At 64.9% G+C, this 17,655-nt stretch carries 17 protein-coding genes; 11 read left to right on the top strand and 6 right to left on the bottom strand.

What is annotated here, in order from left to right; all coding sequences use genetic code 11:
- Window position 1: 1 nt before the first annotated feature.
- Entirely contained in the window at window positions 2-1,576 is a 1,575-nt protein-coding gene (locus tag BMX99_RS03870; protein WP_093447457.1) for a Re/Si-specific NAD(P)(+) transhydrogenase subunit alpha, read from the bottom strand.
- Between the two features lie 370 nt (window positions 1,577-1,946).
- Between BMX99_RS03870 and BMX99_RS03865 the strand changes: the two genes are divergently transcribed.
- Window positions 1,947-2,699 (top strand): SDR family NAD(P)-dependent oxidoreductase, encoded by a 753-nt coding sequence (locus BMX99_RS03865; protein WP_093447454.1) that lies wholly within the window; start codon window positions 1,947-1,949, stop codon window positions 2,697-2,699.
- 78 nt (window positions 2,700-2,777) lie between these two features.
- Here BMX99_RS03865 and BMX99_RS03860 read toward each other — a convergent pair whose 3' ends face one another.
- A complete protein-coding gene (locus BMX99_RS03860; protein WP_170848789.1) occupies window positions 2,778-3,380 on the bottom strand; it encodes a TetR/AcrR family transcriptional regulator in 603 nt (200 codons plus the stop codon).
- Window positions 3,381-3,495: 115 nt separating this feature from the next.
- On the opposite strand from BMX99_RS03860, the gene BMX99_RS03855 reads away from it, so the two are divergent.
- Together BMX99_RS03855 and BMX99_RS03850 are read left to right on the top strand one after the other, a co-directional pair.
- A complete protein-coding gene (locus BMX99_RS03855; protein WP_093447450.1) occupies window positions 3,496-3,957 on the top strand; it encodes a (2Fe-2S)-binding protein in 462 nt (153 codons plus the stop codon).
- A gap of 3 nt (window positions 3,958-3,960) precedes the next feature.
- Window positions 3,961-6,207 carry a xanthine dehydrogenase family protein molybdopterin-binding subunit gene (locus BMX99_RS03850; protein ID WP_093447448.1) on the top strand — a complete coding sequence of 749 codons (2,247 nt, stop codon included), beginning with the start codon at window positions 3,961-3,963 and terminating at the stop codon, window positions 6,205-6,207.
- Window positions 6,208-6,296: 89 nt separating this feature from the next.
- Here BMX99_RS03850 and BMX99_RS03845 read toward each other — a convergent pair whose 3' ends face one another.
- The gene (locus tag BMX99_RS03845; protein ID WP_093447446.1) at window positions 6,297-7,076 is read right to left on the bottom strand and encodes a gamma-glutamyl-gamma-aminobutyrate hydrolase family protein; all 780 of its coding nucleotides are present in this window, start codon (window positions 7,074-7,076) and stop codon (window positions 6,297-6,299) included.
- 119 nt (window positions 7,077-7,195) lie between these two features.
- Complete coding sequence (locus tag BMX99_RS03840) at window positions 7,196-7,390, bottom strand: hypothetical protein (protein WP_093447444.1); 195 nt, start codon at window positions 7,388-7,390, stop codon at window positions 7,196-7,198.
- A 182-nt stretch (window positions 7,391-7,572) separates the two neighbouring features.
- Here BMX99_RS03840 and pepN point away from each other — a divergent pair, with 182 nt between their 5' ends.
- From pepN to BMX99_RS20045, 7 genes are all read left to right on the top strand, one after another.
- Window positions 7,573-10,125, top strand: coding sequence for an aminopeptidase N (gene pepN / locus BMX99_RS03835; RefSeq protein WP_093447442.1), 2,553 nt, complete (start codon window positions 7,573-7,575; stop codon window positions 10,123-10,125).
- A gap of 160 nt (window positions 10,126-10,285) precedes the next feature.
- Window positions 10,286-11,029, top strand: coding sequence for an SDR family oxidoreductase (locus tag BMX99_RS03830; protein WP_093448443.1), 744 nt, complete (start codon window positions 10,286-10,288; stop codon window positions 11,027-11,029).
- 196 nt (window positions 11,030-11,225) lie between these two features.
- Window positions 11,226-12,428, top strand: a complete 1,203-nt coding sequence (locus BMX99_RS03825; protein ID WP_093447439.1) for a hypothetical protein — start codon at window positions 11,226-11,228, stop codon at window positions 12,426-12,428.
- Window positions 12,429-12,585: 157 nt separating this feature from the next.
- Window positions 12,586-14,103, top strand: coding sequence for an Asp-tRNA(Asn)/Glu-tRNA(Gln) amidotransferase subunit GatB (gatB, locus tag BMX99_RS03820; protein ID WP_093447437.1), 1,518 nt, complete (start codon window positions 12,586-12,588; stop codon window positions 14,101-14,103).
- Between the two features lie 196 nt (window positions 14,104-14,299).
- Window positions 14,300-14,812 (top strand): acyl-CoA thioesterase, encoded by a 513-nt coding sequence (locus BMX99_RS03815; protein WP_244525589.1) that lies wholly within the window; start codon window positions 14,300-14,302, stop codon window positions 14,810-14,812.
- Window positions 14,809-15,279 carry a thioesterase family protein gene (locus BMX99_RS03810; RefSeq protein WP_093447434.1) on the top strand — a complete coding sequence of 157 codons (471 nt, stop codon included), beginning with the start codon at window positions 14,809-14,811 and terminating at the stop codon, window positions 15,277-15,279. The genes BMX99_RS03815 and BMX99_RS03810 overlap by 4 nt, the downstream gene beginning before the upstream one ends.
- A gap of 237 nt (window positions 15,280-15,516) precedes the next feature.
- On the top strand, window positions 15,517-16,221 hold the full coding sequence (locus BMX99_RS20045) for a DUF4177 domain-containing protein (protein ID WP_093447432.1): 705 nt from the start codon (window positions 15,517-15,519) through the stop codon (window positions 16,219-16,221).
- Between the two features lie 48 nt (window positions 16,222-16,269).
- Here BMX99_RS20045 and BMX99_RS03800 read toward each other — a convergent pair whose 3' ends face one another.
- Window positions 16,270-16,533, bottom strand: coding sequence for a BolA family protein (locus BMX99_RS03800; protein ID WP_093447430.1), 264 nt, complete (start codon window positions 16,531-16,533; stop codon window positions 16,270-16,272).
- Window positions 16,534-16,606: 73 nt separating this feature from the next.
- Between BMX99_RS03800 and BMX99_RS03795 the strand changes: the two genes are divergently transcribed.
- The gene (locus BMX99_RS03795) at window positions 16,607-17,236 is read left to right on the top strand and encodes a J domain-containing protein (protein WP_093447427.1); all 630 of its coding nucleotides are present in this window, start codon (window positions 16,607-16,609) and stop codon (window positions 17,234-17,236) included.
- Between the two features lie 82 nt (window positions 17,237-17,318).
- On the opposite strand, the gene BMX99_RS03790 is transcribed toward BMX99_RS03795, so the two are convergent.
- The gene (locus BMX99_RS03790) at window positions 17,319-17,633 is read right to left on the bottom strand and encodes a DUF1272 domain-containing protein (protein ID WP_093447425.1); all 315 of its coding nucleotides are present in this window, start codon (window positions 17,631-17,633) and stop codon (window positions 17,319-17,321) included.
- Between the last annotated feature and the right edge of the window lie 22 nt (window positions 17,634-17,655).

Below are 17,655 nucleotides of genomic sequence, written 5' to 3'. Positions count from 1 at the left end.
CTTACGACTTCTGGAACATGGCGAGCATGCGCCGGGTGACGAGGAACCCGCCGAAGATGTTGATCCCGGCCATAAAGACCGACAGGCCAGCCAGCAGGATCACGAGGAAGCTCCCCGATCCGATCTGCAACAGCGCGCCAAGGATAATGATCGACGAAATCGCGTTTGTGACAGCCATCAGCGGCGTGTGCAGCGAATGTGCGACACCCCAGATCACCTGGAACCCGATGAAGACCGACAGAACGAACACGATGAAGTGCTGCATGAAGGAAGCCGGAGCCACCAGGCCCACGGCCAGCAGCAGAACCGCACCCACGCCCAGCAGGGTGACCTGCTGTTTGGTCTGCGCCTTGAAGGCGGCCACTTCGGCGGCGCGCTTTTCTTCCGGCGTCAGCTCGGGGGCTTTTTCCTTGGGCTTTTGGGCGGCGATCGCGGCCACTTTGGGCGGCGGCGGCGGCCAGGTGATTTCGCCCTTGTGGGTCACGGTCGCGCCGCGGATCACGTCGTCTTCCATGTTGTGATCGACCACGCCGTCCTTTTCGGGCGTGAGGTCGGTCATCATGTGACGGATGTTGGTGGCGTAAAGGCTGGAGGCCTGGGTGGCCATCCGGCTGGGGAAGTCGGTATAGCCGATGATCGTGACACCGTTGTCGGTGACGATTTTTTCATCCATCACGGTCAGCTTGCAGTTGCCGCCCTTTTCCGCCGCGAGGTCGACGATGACCGACCCGGGTTTCATGGCCTTGACCATGTCCTCGGTCCACAGTTCGGGTGCTTCGCGGTTCGGAATCAGCGCGGTGGTGATCACGATGTCCACTTCGGGGGCCAGTTCGCGGAACTTGGCCAGCTGCGCCTCGCGGAACTCCGGAGAGGAAACAGAGGCGTAGCCACCAGTCGCGGCACCGTCCTGCTGTTCTTCCTCGAAATCGAGGTAAACGAATTCGGCACCCATGGATTCGACCTGTTCCGCCACTTCGGGGCGCACGTCGAAGGCATAGGTGATCGCCCCGAGCGAGGTCGAGGTGCCGATGGCGGCAAGACCGGCCACACCGGCACCGACAACCAGAACCTTGGCGGGCGGCACCTTACCGGCGGCGGTCACCTGACCGGTGAAGAAGCGGCCAAAGTTGTTGCCGGCCTCGATCACGGCGCGGTAGCCGGCGATGTTTGCCATGGACGACAGGGCGTCCATTTTCTGCGCGCGCGAAATCCGCGGCACCATTTCCATCGCGATAACGGTGGCACCCTTGGATTTCGCCAGCTCCATCCCTTCTTCGTTCCCGGCCGGGTTGAAGAAAGAGATCAGGGTCTTGTCGGCGGTCAGGCGCTTCAGCTCGGTTTCGTTCGGCTGGCGGACCTTGGCGATGATGTCGACCTCTTTCCAGAGGGCCGCGGCGGTCTTGACCACTGTCACACCGGCGGCTTCATACATCGCATCCGCGAACCCTGCGGCGGCACCTGCCCCCGCTTCGACATAGCATTCGTGCCCGAGCTTCTGCAGCTGCGCGGCCGAGTCCGGCGTCATCGCAACCCTGTTCTCGCCTTCGAACACTTCCTTGGGCGTTCCGATTTTCACCTGATCCGTCCCCCCTTTTCTTTCGCTTCGACTTCCAAAAAATCGGAATAATCCGACCAAATGATGATGCGCCGCGCAAGATTGTTGCGCGGCCATTCCCCGCCGATCTGCCCGTTCTGCAGCGCAGAGTCAAACTGAACTATCGGTCAGGCGGCGTTCCGTTGCGGAGTCAGCACGGATTTCCGCGCCTTGTCCATCCTCTTTAGGTGGCATTTCCAGTGTTTCCGCAAACAGGCGCAAAGCTTTGGCATGCAGCGGGTTTTGCCGCCCGCCGATGGCCCGGATCCGGCGCGGCGGGGCAGTGCTTGCGATTTCGCCGCGCTGGCGTATGGTTTCGCGGAATTAATTTCCGCCAAAGGGAGGAGCGGTGATGATGCTGCAAGGAAAACATGCGATCGTGACGGGGGGTGGCACCGGGATCGGCCTGGCGATTGCGCGGGCCCTGGTGGCCGAGGGCGCGCAGGTGACGATCACCGGACGCCGGCTGGAAGTGCTGGAACAGGTGGCCGAGCCGGGGATGCACCCGATGGTCATGGATGTCACCGACGAGGCCCAGATCATCGACCGCATGGCCGAGGCCGTCGCGGCCCGCGGCCCGATCCAGATCTGCGTCGCCAATGCCGGCATCGCCGAGGGCAAGAAGCTGCACAAGACCGACAGCGCCTTCTGGCGCAAGATCATGGCGACGAACCTGGACGGCTGTTTCTTCACCGTGCGCGAAGCCCTGAAATCCATGATGACCACCGACTGGGGTCGGGTCATCGCGATTTCCTCCGTGGCCGGTCTGCGCGGGGCACCGGGGGCCGGGGCCTATGCGACCTCGAAACACGCGGTGATCGGCATGATGCGGTCCTTTGCCGAGGACTTCCTGGAAGCCCCCTACACCTTCAATTCGATCTGCCCGGGCTATGTGGATACGCCGATCGTGACCCGCAACACCGACTCGATCTCGGAACGCGCGGGCGTTTCGGCGGACGAGGCGCGCGCCATGATGGTCAACCAGAACCGCCACAAGAAGCTGATCCGCCCGGAAGAGGTCGCAGCCGCCGCCATCTGGCTGTGCAACCCGCTGTGTGAAAGCGTGAATGGCACCGAAGTTGCCATCGACGGCGGCCAAGTCTGATCTGGTCTGATCTGGGAGCACTTCACGTCGGGGGCATGCGCCGGATGGCACGTGTCCCCGCGTTTGTCTTGAGCCGCGTCAGGGCCGAAGGCCGCGCGCCATCAGTTCGGCAAAAATCCTAAGCCGGGACAGGTAATCTTCGTACCCGCTGGCGATCATCTTCTGGCCGTGTTGCCCGGCCATGATCGCTTCGGCCACCTCGGCGGGGGCGGCTCCGTGCAGGGTGATGCGGCCTGCGCCGGCCTCTTGCGCCAGCCAGTCGGCCCAGATCGACACCAGGCGGCCATTGCCTTCGGTGATCTCATCCTGGGTCGTGCCCAGCTTCAAGGACATCAGTTCTTCGCCATGGGGACTGTCCAGCAGCGCCTGGGCCAGCCCGCCGGTCTGCGACAGACAGCCTTCGCGCAGCGCCTCGACCACCGGGCGGGCGGGAACAAGGGCGGCGGCCAGGTCCTGGGCGGCCAGGGCAAAGAAGGCCTCGACCCCGCGGGACAGGATGTCATCCTTGTTGCGGAAATGCTGATAAAGCGCCGCGCGCGACATGCCGGCAGCCTTGGCGATATCCTCCATCGAACTGCGGCGATAGCCATATAGCGCAAAGACAGACAGCGCGGCATTCAGGATGCGCGCCTCTTTTTCCCCTGTGTCGGGAAGCAGTTGCATGGAGATCTGCGAGTTCATTCTGACGATCTGACAGATCCCCGCTATTTTGTCAATTGACACCCTGACACTTTGCGCCCATTTTGTCATAAACGCATTCAGGCGTGATTCAGACAGCGAGACTGGAGAGAGATCCATGGCCAATCTGACGATCAACGGCACGGCGCACAGCGTCGACCTGCCCGACGAGGTGCCCCTTCTCTGGGCGCTGCGCGACGGGCTGAACATGACCGGCACCAAGTTCGGCTGCGGCGTGGCCGCCTGCGGGGCCTGCACCGTGCATATCGACGGAGAGGCCGTGCGGTCCTGCCAGGTCGCCATCGGCGATGTCTGGGGAGAGGTCACGACGATTGAAGGCACCGGCACGCCGGAAAACCTGTCGGTGCTGCAACAGGCCTGGGTCGACCACCAGGTGGCGCAATGCGGCTATTGCCAGTCCGGCCAGATCATGCAGGCGGCCGCCCTTCTGGCGGAAACGCCGCGCCCGACGGATGACGACATCGACGCCGCCATGCAGGGAAACCTGTGCCGCTGTGGCACCTACCCCCGGATCCGCGCGGCCATCCATGATGCCGCCGCCAAGATGCAGGAGGCCTGATCCATGTCGCGTATTGGAAAGATCGCCCGCCGCACGTTCCTGATCGGCTCGGCCGCCGTGGTCGGCGGCGTGGCCTTTGGCGTCTATGTCGCCCGCAAGCCCGCGCCGAACCCGCTGACGCCGGAAGACGGCGAAGTGGCGCTGAACCCCTTCGTGGTGATCGACGAAAAGGGCGTCACCATCATCGTGCCCAAGGCCGAGATGGGCCAGGGCGTGCAGACCACTTGGGCCACCCTTGCCGCGGAAGAGCTGGACATGGATCCCGCCGACCTGCGCATCGAACACGGCCCGCCGGGCAAGGCCTATTACAACCGGGGCATGGGCACGCAGCTGTTCCCCACGGCCGATTACAAGCTGTCAGGCTGGCAAGAGACCCTGGGCGGTTACCTGAGCGTCGCGGGCAAACTGCTGGATGGTCAGATCACCGGCGGCTCCACCTCGATGGTGGACGGGTTCGACAAGATGCGGCAGGCCGGGGCCTCGGCCCGGGAAACTTTGAAAGAGGCGGCGGCGCAGCGGCTGGGCGTGGCGCGGTCCAAGCTGAAGACCGAAGGCGGCGCGGTGATCGCCCCCGACGGCACAAGGCTGACCTATGTCGACCTGGCGCTTGAGGCGGCCGTGCTTGAGCCCGAGACGCCCCGCCTGCGCAATCCGCGCGACTGGAAACTGATCGGCCAAAGCCAGCCGCGCCACGATCAGGCCCCCAAGGCCACCGGCACGGCCCAGTTTTCAATCGACGTGCGCCTGCCCGGCATGAAATTCGCGGCGCTCAAACGCAACCCGCATCAGGGCGGCACCATGGCGGGCTTTGACGACACCGAGGCGCTGAAGCTGCCCGGGGTCGAAAAGGTCGTGGGCCTGGGCGACGGCGTGGCGGTGATCGCCAACAACTCCTGGTCCGCGATGCAGGGGGCCGAGGCCGTGGTGATCGACTGGGTCAAGGGCACCCACCCCGAGACCACGGACGAAATCTATGCCGAAATCGCCCGCGCGATGGAGGGAGAGGCGAATTCCACCATGCTCGAACGGGGCGACGTGACGGCCCCCCTGCCCGAGCGCGCGGTCGAGGTCACGGCGGAATACTCCGTGCCCTACCTGAGCCATGCGCAGATGGAACCGCTCAGCGCCACCGCGCTGTTCCACGGTGACCGGCTTGAGATCTGGTCGGGCAACCAGGCCCCGATCCATTCGCGCAAGGTCGCGGCGGAAGAGGTCGGGCTGGAGGTCGAGGCGGTCGAGATGCACACCACCCTGATGGGCGGCGGCTTCGGGCGGCGCGGCTTCCTGGACTTCACCCGCTATGCCGCGCGGCTGGCCGCGAAAATGCCGGGCGAGCCGGTGCAGCTGCTGTGGTCGCGCGAAGAGGACATGGGCCACGGGTACTATCGCCCCGGCGCGATCGGGTCCTTCCGCGGTGCGGTCAAGGATGGCCGGGCGGTCATGCTGGACGGACGGATCGCCGGGCAATCGGCCACGGCGTCCTTCATGAAGATCCTGTTTGGCTTTGCGCCCTCGGGTCCCGACAAGGGCCATGTGGAGGGGGCCTTTGACCAGCCCTATGGCATTCCCAATGCGCGCATCCGCGGCTACCTGGCCGATGTGGGCGTGCCCGTGGGGCCCTGGCGGTCGGTCGGGTCGTCGGTCAACGCCTTCTTCTTCGACAGCTTCCTGGACGAGATGGCCCATGCGGCGGGCACCGATCCGCTGGCCTTCCGCCTGGACCTGATGCGGGGGGAAGACAGCCGGTCCGCCAAGGTGCTGGAGGCCGTGGGCGATGCCTGCAACTGGACCGGCACAACGCCCGAGGGCGTGGGCCGGGGCGTGGGCTTCTGCTATTCCTTCGGCACGCCGGTGGCCGAGGTGATCGAGGTGCAGCAGACCGACGCGGGCATCAAGATCGCCAAGGCCTGGATCGCCGCCGACCCCGGCCGCGCGATCGATCCGCAGAACGTTCGGGCGCAGCTGTTTGGCGGCATGGCCTATGGGCTGTCGGCGGCGCTGCACCAGCAGATCACCTTTGCCGATGGCGCGGCGGAACAGCAGAACTTCTACGATTACGACGCGATCCGCATGCATACGATGCCCGAGGTGGTGGATATCCGCATCCTGGAAAACGGCCACCGCATCAGCGGTATCGGAGAGCCGGGCACGCCGCCCGCGGCCTCGGCGCTCGCCAATGCATTGTACGACCTGACGGGCGTTCGCGCGCGGCGACTGCCGCTGGCGGATCAGTTCGACTTTGCGATCTAGAAACGGAACGGTCGGGCCGCTTGTCGCGCCCGGCCGTGCGCGCCTCGCTTGGTGGCATGCCTAGGGCGGGCGCGGGGCGTCAGTAAAGCTCAGGCGCTTTTGGCCCAGGCAACGGGGCGGCGGGCGTCCATCCAGGCACGGGCGGCATCGCCGAAGGCCTCGAACAGCGGGCGGGACACGGGATCCTGGCCGGCGTTGAATTCCGGATGCCATTGCACGGACAGCGTGAACCCGGGGGCGTCCTTGACATAGGCCGCCTCGGCCGTGCCGTCGGGGGCGGTGCCGTCGATGACAAAGCGTTCCCCGGCGCGGATCACCGCCTGACCGTGCAACGTGTTGGTCATCACCTGGGTTGCGCCCAGAAGCCGGTGGAACGGCCCGCCTTCGGTCAGCGTCACCTTGTGGCGCAGGGCAAATCGTTCCTCGACCGTGCCGACGGGGGGCATGCGGTGGTTCATCCGGCCTTCCACATCGCGGATCTCGGGGTGCAGGGCGGATCCCATGGCCACTGCGACCTCCTGGAAACCGCGGCAGATGCCCAGGATCGGCTGACCGCGGTCGACGCAGGCCCGCACCAACGGCAGGGTGATGGCGTCGCGGGCGCGGTCGAAGGCCCCATGGGCTTCGGTCTCGGCCTCGCCGTATTCTTCGGGATGCACGTTCGGACGGCCGCCGGTCAGGACGAAACCGTCAAAGTTCTCCATCAGGTCCTCGACCGAGCACAGGCGCGGATCGGCGGGAATCAGCAGGGGCAGCCCGCCCGAGACCTCGGCCACCGCTTCTGAATTCATCACGCCACCGGCATGGGTGCGGTAGCTGTCGTTGACGATGTGAAGGTTGGTGATGATGCCGATACGGGGGCGTGCCATTTGGGTGCGATCCTTTGTGTTATCCCCTTATACACGGCCCCCAGCCGGGCGGGAACGGCGCTGACTGTGCGTCAGCGCAAAGTCCCTTCGCTCTGCCCGGCAATTGTGCAGTGATGCGGTCACTCGGTTTCGACAACCGCCCCGGTGCGCCCGTCGATCTGCGCATTCGCTCCCTCGGGGTCGTCGGTGTTGGTCGCCGAGAAGGTGATCGCGGCTCCCATGAGCCCGCCAAAGACCAGCGCGGCGAGGATGCCCCAGATGGGCGCGCGATGGTTGCCGGCCTGGCGTTCGATATTGGTGGTCGGTGCGGACATGGCGTGTTCCTTTGTTGCTTGTGCGGTCAGGTTGCTCTGGGGGACCAACGCAAAAACCCGCCGATCGGTTCAAAATTGACCGCGCCGCGACGGCAGGCGCGGCCACCGCCCCTTGCATCCCCCTGCCCCGGCTGGAACAAGACTGCTGGAACACCACAGGCACGACCGCACCGGAGGCAGGGATGAAAGACGCAGCAAATCCGACGATCTATCTGAAGGATTACACCCCGCCGTCCTGGCTGGTTGAAGATGTGCACCTGACCTTCCGCCTGTCGCCCAAGGCCACGCGCGTCGTGTCGCGGGTGCGCTTTGTGCCGAATGCCGCCGTCAGCGACCGCAGCTTCTTTCTTGAGGGCGAGGAGCTGAGCCTGATCTGGGCCAGGATCGACGGTCAGGATGTCACCCCGCAGGTGACCGGCCAGGGCCTGACCTGCGATGTCCCCGAAGGCCCCTTTACCTGGGAGGCCGAGGTCGAGATTTCGCCCGCCACGAACACCGCACTGGAGGGGCTGTACATGTCGAACGGCATGTATTCGACCCAGTGTGAGGCGCAGGGCTTCCGCAAGATCACCTATTACCCCGACCGTCCCGACGTGATGGCCCCCTTCACCGTGCGGATCGAGAGCGACCTGCCGGTGCTTTTGTCCAACGGCAACAAGGGCGAGGCGGGCGATGGCTTTGCCGAATGGCACGACCCCTGGCCCAAGCCCGCCTATCTGTTTGCGCTGGTCGCGGGCGAATTGGTGAACCTGCCCGGCGATTTCACCACCCGGTCGGGAAACAAGGTCGAGCTGAACATCTGGGTCCGTCCGGGCGACGAGGACAAATGCGACTTTGCCCTTGAGGCGCTGAAAAAGTCGATGACCTGGGACGAAGAGGTCTATGGCCGGGAATACGACCTCGACATCTTCAACATCGTTGCCGTCGACGATTTCAACATGGGCGCGATGGAGAACAAGGGGCTGAACATCTTCAACTCTTCCGCTGTTCTGGCCAATGCGCGCACCGCGACGGACGCCAATTTCGAACGGATCGAGGCGATCATCGCGCATGAGTATTTCCACAACTGGACCGGCAACCGCATCACCTGCCGCGACTGGTTCCAGCTGTGCCTGAAGGAAGGGCTGACCGTCTTCCGCGACGCCCAGTTCACCGCCGACATGCGGTCGGAACCGGTGAAGCGGATTTCCGACGTGCTGGACCTGCGCGGGCGGCAATTCCGCGAAGACGGCGGGCCGCTGGCGCATCCCGTCCGGCCCGAAAGCTTTCAAGAGATCAACAATTTCTACACCGCCACGGTCTATGAAAAAGGGGCCGAGGTCATCGGGATGCTGAAACGGCTGGTCGGGGATGACGCCTATGCCCGCGCGCTGGATCTGTACTTTGACCGCCACGATGGCCAGGCCTGCACGATCGAGGATTGGTTGAAGGTATTCCAGGATGCGACGGGCCGCGACCTGTCGCAGTTCAAGCGCTGGTATTCCCAGGCCGGCACGCCCAAGGTGGTCATGACCGAAGACTGGAAGGGCGACCAGTTCTCGGTCACGCTGAAACAGGTGCTGCCCGCCACGCCCGGCCAGAGCGACAAGAAACCCCAGGTCATCCCCTTTGCCATCGGTCTGCTGGACCGCACCGGCCAAGAGGTCGTGCCGACCACCCTGCTGGAGCTGGTCGAGGAAGAACAGACCTTTACCTTCAACGGGTTGCAGGCGCGCCCCGTCGCCTCTCCCCTGCGCGGCTTCTCGGCCCCGGTGATCCTGGAACGTGAGACTTCGAAGGCCGATCAGGTCTTTCTGCTGGCGCATGACACCGACCCCTTCAACAGATGGGAGGCCGGCCGCCAGCTGGCCAAATCCGCCCTGATGGAGATGATCGGCAATGGCGCGGCCCCGGATGCCGATTACCTGGACGCGCTGCGCCAGCTGGTCACCGACGACACGCTGGATCCGGCCTTCCGCGCCCTGTGCATGGGGCTGCCCTCCGAAGATGACCTGGCGCAAAGCTTTGCCGACATGGGCCGCACCCCCGATCCGCAGGCGATCTGGGACGGGCGCGAGGTGATGCGCGCCGCGATGGCCGATGTGTTGTCGGCAGACCTGATGCCGCTGTATGACCGTCACCTGGTGCGCGCACCCTACCGCCCGGACGCCGAGCAATCGGGCAAGCGGTCGCTGACCAACGCGCTTTTGTCGCTGATCACCCGCCGCGATGGCGGGGCGGTGGCCCAGGGGCAATTCGCCGATGCGGGGAATATGACCCAGCAGATGGGCGCGCTTTCAGCGCTTCTGGCCAATGATCTCGGCTCGCTCGAACTGGCGTCGTTTGCCGAGCAATGGGCGCATGAGCGGCTGGTGATGGACAAGTGGTTCATGATCCAGGTGGCCCATGCCCGCCCCGATCTGGCCGCCCAGGTGGCCGATGCGCTGACGCAGCGGCCCGATTTCGCCATGACCAACCCCAACCGCTTCCGCGCGGTCTTTGGCGCGCTGGCGATGAACCAGGCCGGGTTCCACCACGACAGCGGCGCGGGCTATCGCCTGATGGCGGACTGGTTGGTCAAGCTTGATCCGGTGAACCCGCAGACCACGGCGCGCATGTGTTCGGCCTTCCAGACCTGGCGGCGCTATGATGCAGACCGGCAGGGCATGATCCGGGACGAGCTTTTGCGGATCTCGGCGCTGAAGGGGCTTAGCCGCGATACAGGTGAAATGGTCGGCCGCATCCTAGGCGACTGATACGGCTGTTTTTACGGCCCCCCAGTATTTTACGCCCCCCCCCCGTCCGGCCGATCGCCGGGCGGGGGTTTTGCTGTGCCGGCCTTTTGCCTGCCGCGCTGAATGCAGGATGGCCCCCGCCCCCGCTTCGATGCATGATCGCCGCATCAAGGGGGACCACATGGCACGGACATTACTTATTACCGGGGCAAGCTCGGGTATCGGGGCGGCCTGCGCGCGACTGGGGGCAGCCCCCGGCGATCACGTCATCCTGCACTACGGGCGCAACCGCGACGGGGCAGAGGCCGCCGCCGAAGCCGCGCGCGACGCCGGGGCCAGAATCACGCTGATCCAGGCCGATGTCGGCCGTCCCGACGATGTCCTGCGTCTGGGGAAAGAGGCCGCGGTGGCCGATCCCGCCCTGCCGCTGCACTTGGTGAACAATGCCGGCATCGTCGATCAGCGCGCCAGCCTGGCCGATCTGTCGCCCGCGCGGCTGACGCGGATGTTCGCCGTGAACATCACCGGCGCAATTCTTGTGGCGCAACAGGCGGTTGCGCTGATGCGGCGCGGGTCTGCGGGGGGCGGGATCGTCAATGTATCCTCGACCGCTGCGCGCAAGGGCATGGGCGGGCAGTACATGGATTACGCCGCCTCGAAGGCCGCGATCGACTGTTTCACCATCGGGCTGGCGGATGAGCTGGCCGGGGAAGGCATCCGGGTGAACGCGGTGCGCCCCGGTCTGATCGACACCGAGATCCACGCGAAGGGCGGAGAGCCCGCCCGCCTGGCCGAGATCGGCCATACGCCACCCCTTGGCCGTCCCGGCACGGCCGAAGAAGTGGCCGAGGCGATCCTCTGGCTGCTGTCGGACCGGGCCAGCTATACGACTCGGTCGATCCTGGACGTGGCGGGCGGGCGCTGACCGGCGGGATGCCGCCGGCAATCGGTCGGCATTGTGACGGGGGCGCGGCGCGCGGCGGGCCGTCGGCGGAAATCGCCCGCATTGTGCCAAATTGAAGGCGCGATGCGCGACGGATTTCGTCGAAAGACCCGAGACCTGCCCACTTTCAGTCGAATTGCGGGATCATCTTGTGGCCAACCAACACAAGAGGTCCCAGATGTTCGGCATCTCCCGTTCCAAACGGTCACGTCATGATGGTATCGGCCAGGGTTCTTCGGCCGCCCCGGGGGTGCAGCACGCCCCAAGTGAACTGCCCGTCCGGAACGAGACGCGCCACGACCGGGGCCGCAATGTCTATTTCCAGAAGGGTCAGTTCCTGGCCCGCCAGGACAGATGGGACATGCTGGGCCGGCTGATCGCCGAAACCGACCGCACCAAGGGCGCGACGCCTGCGGGCGACTCGCTGGCCGCGCTGCTGGCCGTGGGGGCCCGCGACGATGCGGTGCGCCATGCGCGCGGGGCGATCCAGGGCAAGGAGTGTCCGGTGCCCGCGGGGATCGACGCCCTGACCGAGCTGACCCAGGACATGCCCAACACCTATGCGATCTTCCTGGTCGCCGCGCGGGCGCAGATCGACTGTGCCTGGGCCTATGAAGGCCAGGTCGACCCCTATGCCATGCCGCGCGTCGCGTCTGAGGCCTTCCTGGACCGCTTTGACGTGGCTTCCGAACTGCTGGCGCAGGCCGAGGCCCTGGCCCCGGAAAGCGTCGAGGTCGCGGCAACGAAATGCGATCTTCTGGCCGCCGTGCCGGGGGCCGAAGACTTGGTCGATGCGCTGCACCGCGACGTGATCCGCGCCGATCCGGGCAACCCGGGTCGCCTGCGCAGCTATGGCGTGCATCTTCTGCCGCGCTGGTTCGGCTCCTACAGCCACCTTGCACGGATGAGCGAGACCCTCTCGCAGGAGGCGCAGCCGATCTGGGGCAACCAGGCCTATGCCTGGATGTGGTTCGACGCCCTGCGCCTGGATCCCGAAGCCGCCGAGGAACTGGACGTGGACCGGTTCCTGGCCGGTCTGGACGAAATCCTGGCCAGCAGCGAAAACGCGCATCTGGCCAACCTGATCAGCGCCTATGTGGACGGGATGAAACCTGCCGCCGCGCCCGATGACTTGTCGGCCGGGGCCATGGCCGTGCGCCAGCACATCCATGCCGCCCTGCCCGCCCTGACGGGCCGCCACCTGACTGAACTGCACCCGCAGGTCTGGGCCCGTGCCGATGCGCTTCCCGGTGCCAGCCATGCCGGGCCCCTGTCGGCCGGACGGATCGCCGCCGCCACCGCCCAGGCCCGCAGCGCGGTCGAGGCCGCATTGTCGATCCGGCTGCACCCCGCCCCCGCCGGGATGGGTCGCAGCGCCTGATCGCCGGATTTGATCCGGGGCCATGGGTCCCGGGTTCCACTTTCAGGGCAGCCGCACTGCGGCCACGACGATCAGCGGCCAGGGCGGGCATGGCCGCTCTTGCCCCTGTCGTCCGGCTCGCCTAGAACGCCATCCGTATCTGACCGAGAGGATGGCCATGCTCGACCTGACATATGAAGCGCCCAAGCCCAAGGTGATTGCCGGGGCAAAGCACGACTGGGAACTCGTCATCGGGATGGAAGTCCATGCCCAGGTGTCGTCCAAGGCCAAGCTGTTCTCGGGCGCCTCGACCCAGTTCGGGGCCGAACCCAATTCCAACGTCGCCTTCGTGGACGCCGGCATGCCCGGCATGCTGCCCGTCATCAACGAGGGCTGCGTGGCGCTGGCGGTCAAGACCGGGCTGGGCCTGAAGGCACAGATCAACCTGAATTCGGCCTTTGACCGGAAGAACTATTTCTACCCCGACCTGCCGCAGGGCTACCAGATTTCGCAGCTGTATCACCCCATCGTGGGCGAAGGCGAAGTGCTGGTGGAAATGGGCGAAGGCGTCGCGCGTCTGGTGCGCATCGAACGCATCCACCTGGAACAGGACGCGGGCAAGTCGATCCATGACATGGACCCGGCGATGTCCTTTGTCGACCTGAACCGGACCGGTGTGGCGCTGATGGAGATCGTGTCGCGCCCCGACATCCGCGGCCCCGAAGAGGCCGCCGCCTATGTCACCAAGCTGCGCCAGATCCTGCGCTATCTGGGCACCTGCGATGGCAACATGCAGAACGGCAACCTGCGGGCTGACGTGAACGTGTCGGTCTGCCGTCCGGGCCAGTACGAGAAGTACCTGGAAACGCAGGACTTCTCGCATCTCGGCACGCGGTGCGAGATCAAGAACATGAACTCCATGCGGTTCATCCAGGCAGCGATTGATTACGAAGCCCGCCGCCAGATCGCCATCGTCGAAGCCGGGGGCGAGGTCGTTCAGGAAACCCGCCTTTATGACGCGGACAAGAACGAAACCCGGTCGATGCGGTCCAAGGAAGAGGCGCATGATTACCGCTACTTCCCCGATCCCGACCTGCTGCCGCTGGAAATCGAACAGGGCTGGGTCGATGACATCGCCGCCACCCTGCCCGAGCTTCCGGACGACAAGAAATCGCGCTTCATCAATGACATGGGCCTGTCGGACTATGACGCATCCGTGCTGACGGCCGAGGTCGAGAATGCCGATTTCTTTGAAGAGGTCGTGGCAACGGGCGGTGACGGCAAGATGGCCGCGAACTGGGTCATCAACGAACTGTTTGGTCGCCTGAAGAAGGACGACACCGCGATTGGCGACGGCCCGATTTCGCCCGCACGCCTGGGTCAGATCGTGGCGCTGATCAAGAAGGGCGACATTTCCGGCAAGATCGCCAAGGACGTGTTCGAGATCGCCTATACCCAGGACCGCGACCCCGAAGAGATCGTGGAAACCGAAGGCATGAAGCAGGTCACCGACACCGGCGCGATCGAAGCCGCCGTGGACGAAGTGATCGCCGCCAACCCCGCGCAGGTCGCCAAGGCCAAGGAAAACCCCAAGCTGGCAGGCTGGTTCGTGGGTCAGGTCATGAAGGCCACCGGCGGCAAGGCCAACCCCAAGGCGGTGAACGATCTGGTGGCGCAGAAGCTGGCCGAAAGCTGATCGCGCAGGGGTCGCCCCCCGATTGCCAAGTCTTGAAGGACCACGCCCGGCGCGTGGTCCTTTTTGTTTTTCTCGCCTGACCAATGGTTTGGGCGGGTTTGAAAATCCGCGCCACCGGCTTTGCAAAGCGACGCGGCACCCGGACTTTACTCTGCGCCGTGATTTACCTACCAACAGGTAAACAGGTGGAGCCCCCATGACCCAATACCTCGACCACAGCCCGATGGAGGGTGAATACCTGAACGGCCGTTTCCTAAGCCCCCCGCTTGTCGTGCGGCCGGAATGGATCGACTTCAACGGGCATCTGAACATGGCCTACTACGGGGTGCTGTTCGACACCGGCTGCAATCACGGCTTCACCGCCCTGGGCTTCGGAGAGGCCTATCGCCGCGATCAGGGGCTGACCACGATGATGGCCGATCTGCGCATCCGCTACCTACGGGAATTGCACGAAGGCGACCGGGTGCGCTGTTCCTTCCGCATCGTGAAGGTGGGCAGCCGCGCCTTTCATTTCTGTCAGGAGCTGATCCACACCGACGGCTGGGTCGCCGCCACCGCCGAGGCGGTGAACCTGCATGTGGACATCGCGCAGCGCAAGGTCGTGCCCTATGGCGACGAAAAGCGAAAACTGCTTGATGACATGGCGAAAATTCACGCAGACTGGCCCCTGCCGGACTGGGTCGGCGCAGACTTGGGAGTACGTTCATGACCGACAGGTTCCTGTCCCCCGAAATGGGGATCAAGCCCGAATGGATCGACCAGAATGGCCATCTGAACATGGCCTACTACGGGGTTCTTTTCGACACCGGCATGGATGAGATTGCCAAGGATTTCGGGCTGGGCTGGGACTATACCACCCAGGGCAGCCACACGACCTATTCCGCCGAATTCCGCATCCGCTATATCCGCGAACTGCACCTGGGCGACAGGGTGCGCGTGCGGTTCCAGATGCTGGACGTCGGCCCCAAGGCCTTTCACTTCTGCCAGGAGCTGATCCACCAGGACGGCTGGGTTGCGGCCACCGGCGAAGGCATCAGCCTGCATATCGACCAGTCCGGCCCCCGCGTCGCCGCCTATCCGCCGGAAATCAAGGCCAAGCTGGACGCCTTTCTGGCCGCGCAGGCGGATATGCCCGTGCCGGATTGGGTCGGCGCGCCGATGCAGATCCGCAAGTGACCGGGGCCTGAGCAGCGCAGCGGCGCAGGTCAAATCCAGTCATATCCCGGCCCAATCCCGGCACAACTCAGGGCGCGCAGGGCGAAATACCCCCGGAAAAGCCCCTTTTGGTTGTAGCAAAGCCGCTATTTCGCGTTGGTTTTACCATGAATTCAAGTTTTGGGTCGAGTTGACGCCAAAGATGTGGATAATTCGTTAACAAGCCTCCGGTGAGGGGCACGTGACGTGTAGGTTCACATGAGCGAGTATGAATACAAGGTGATCTCGGCCCCGACACGCGGGGCGCGTGGCCGCGGCATCAAGGGTGCCGAGGGCCGCTTTGCCTTCTCACTCGAGCTGACGATGAACCAGATGGCCGCCAAGGGCTGGGAATACCAGCGCGCCGAAACGCTGCCGTCGGAAGAACGCAGCGGCCTGTCCAGCCAGACGGTCTATCGCTCGATCCTGGTGTTCCGGCGGCGTCGGTCGGGCGATCTGTCGGCCTTTGATCCGCGCTATTTCGACACCGAAGCCCCGGCCCCACTGCTATTGCCCACGCCCGACACCCCCGTCGACACGGGGATGGAGGACGAGGTCCCGGCGGATGATCACGGGCTGAGCGCGCTGCTGAAGCGCCGTGCGGCACGTCTGTCCGAAACGCCGCCCGCGCCGATGACCCAGGCCGCACCGGTGGAGGACACGCCCCCTGCCGCCCCCTTCGCCCGGCAAGAGGCACAGGACACCATGCCCGCCATCGCGGACGCCTACGAAGACGAGAGCGAGGACTGGGGCGCACCCAGCAGCACCCTGCCCCTGCCGCGCACCCGGCCGATGCCCACCAAGCACGACGCCCCCAGCCGGCCGGACTCCGACCTGGCGGCATCGCTTTACGGGACCGACACGCTGGAATTCCACGACCGCACCACACCGGTCAGCCGGACGCCGCGGTCGGCCGCGAAGTAACCCCGCCGGACAACCGCCAGAACGCCCCGGAACCGCCCGTGGATCCGGTCAGGATCCGTCGTGCAGATCCATGCTGAGCGCGTGGATCCGGCCGATCAGATCGGCCCCGATCGCCGCATGCACGGCCCGATGGCGGGCCAGCCGCGACATGCCGGAAAAGGCCGTCGTGCTCAGCACCACGTGAAAGTGACTTTCGCCGCCTTCCTGGTATCCCGCATGTCCGATATGCTTGTCGCTTTCGTCAATGACTTCAATTTGTTGCGGGTCGAACGCCGCCTTCAACCTGTCGCGAATTTCCGCTGTGACCGACATTTTTTCTGCCTCGCCTCTTCAATCTCTGGACGGTTAGTCTAAACTGCACCGCCTGACTCGGAAAGGACATCGCATGACCAAGAGTGACCCCTTCGGATTCGATATGTCGGTTTCTTCTGCGAAGAAGAAAAACCCGCGCGGGCGGCGGGGCATGTCGGGGGCGTCTGAGACCTCGACCAAACTGTGCGAACATCCGGGCTGTGAAGAGGCCGGAAAGTTCCGCGCGCCCAAGGCGCCGGACGTGCTGGATGAATATTACTGGTTCTGCCAGCAGCACGTGCGCGAATATAACCTCAAGTGGAATTTCTTCGACGGCACGACCGAAGCCGAGATGAATGCCCAGATGTCCAAGGACAAGGTCTGGGAACGCGAGACCAAGTCGTTCTCGGATCCCGAAGCACGCGCCTGGGCGCGTCTGGGCATCGACGATCCGCATCAGGTTCTGGGCGCGAATGCGACGCGCAACCCGGGCAAGAACGCCGCGGGTGTCACCACCAAGCGTCTGCCCTCGACCGAGCGTCGGGCGATCGAGATCCTGGAAGCCAAGGATCACTGGTCCAAGGCCGAGGTCCGCAAGGCCTACAAGGCGCTGATCAAGGTGCTGCACCCGGACATGAACGGCGGCGACCGCAGCCAGGAAGAGCAGCTTCAGCTGGTGGTCTGGGCCTGGGACCAGATCAAGGACAGCCGCAACTTCAAGTAACTTCTGGTCGCTCGGTTCAGGGCGGCCAGTTCAGGGCGGCCAGTTCAGGCCAGACGGGGCCTGGTAGACGGGGCCGGGTCGGCTAACGCTGATCCGGCGGCACGTTCTTCAGCCGCTCCGACTGATCGCGCACCTGATCCAGAGTCCATTGCGAATGCACGCGCCTGGTTGACGCGGGGTGGTTGACCAGGCCAAGGGCCTTGCCGTCCCGGTGGTTCACCTTTGGCCGGATCGGGCGCGGCACTAGGTTGCCGCCGCATGTCGCGCAGACATTGTGCAGGACCTTGTCCGCGCAGTCGGCGCAATAGGTGCATTCATAGGAACAGATGCGCGCTTCGGCGCTGTCCGGCGGCAGGTCGCGGTCGCACCATTCGCAATTTGGTCGGATTTCCAGCATGTTGCGCCTTTCCAAGGGGATC

It is taken from the genome of Pseudooceanicola nitratireducens (assembly GCF_900109195.1).
Lineage (GTDB): Bacteria > Pseudomonadota > Alphaproteobacteria > Rhodobacterales > Rhodobacteraceae > Pseudooceanicola > Pseudooceanicola nitratireducens.
This window is presented reverse-complemented; position numbering and strand designations above follow the sequence as displayed.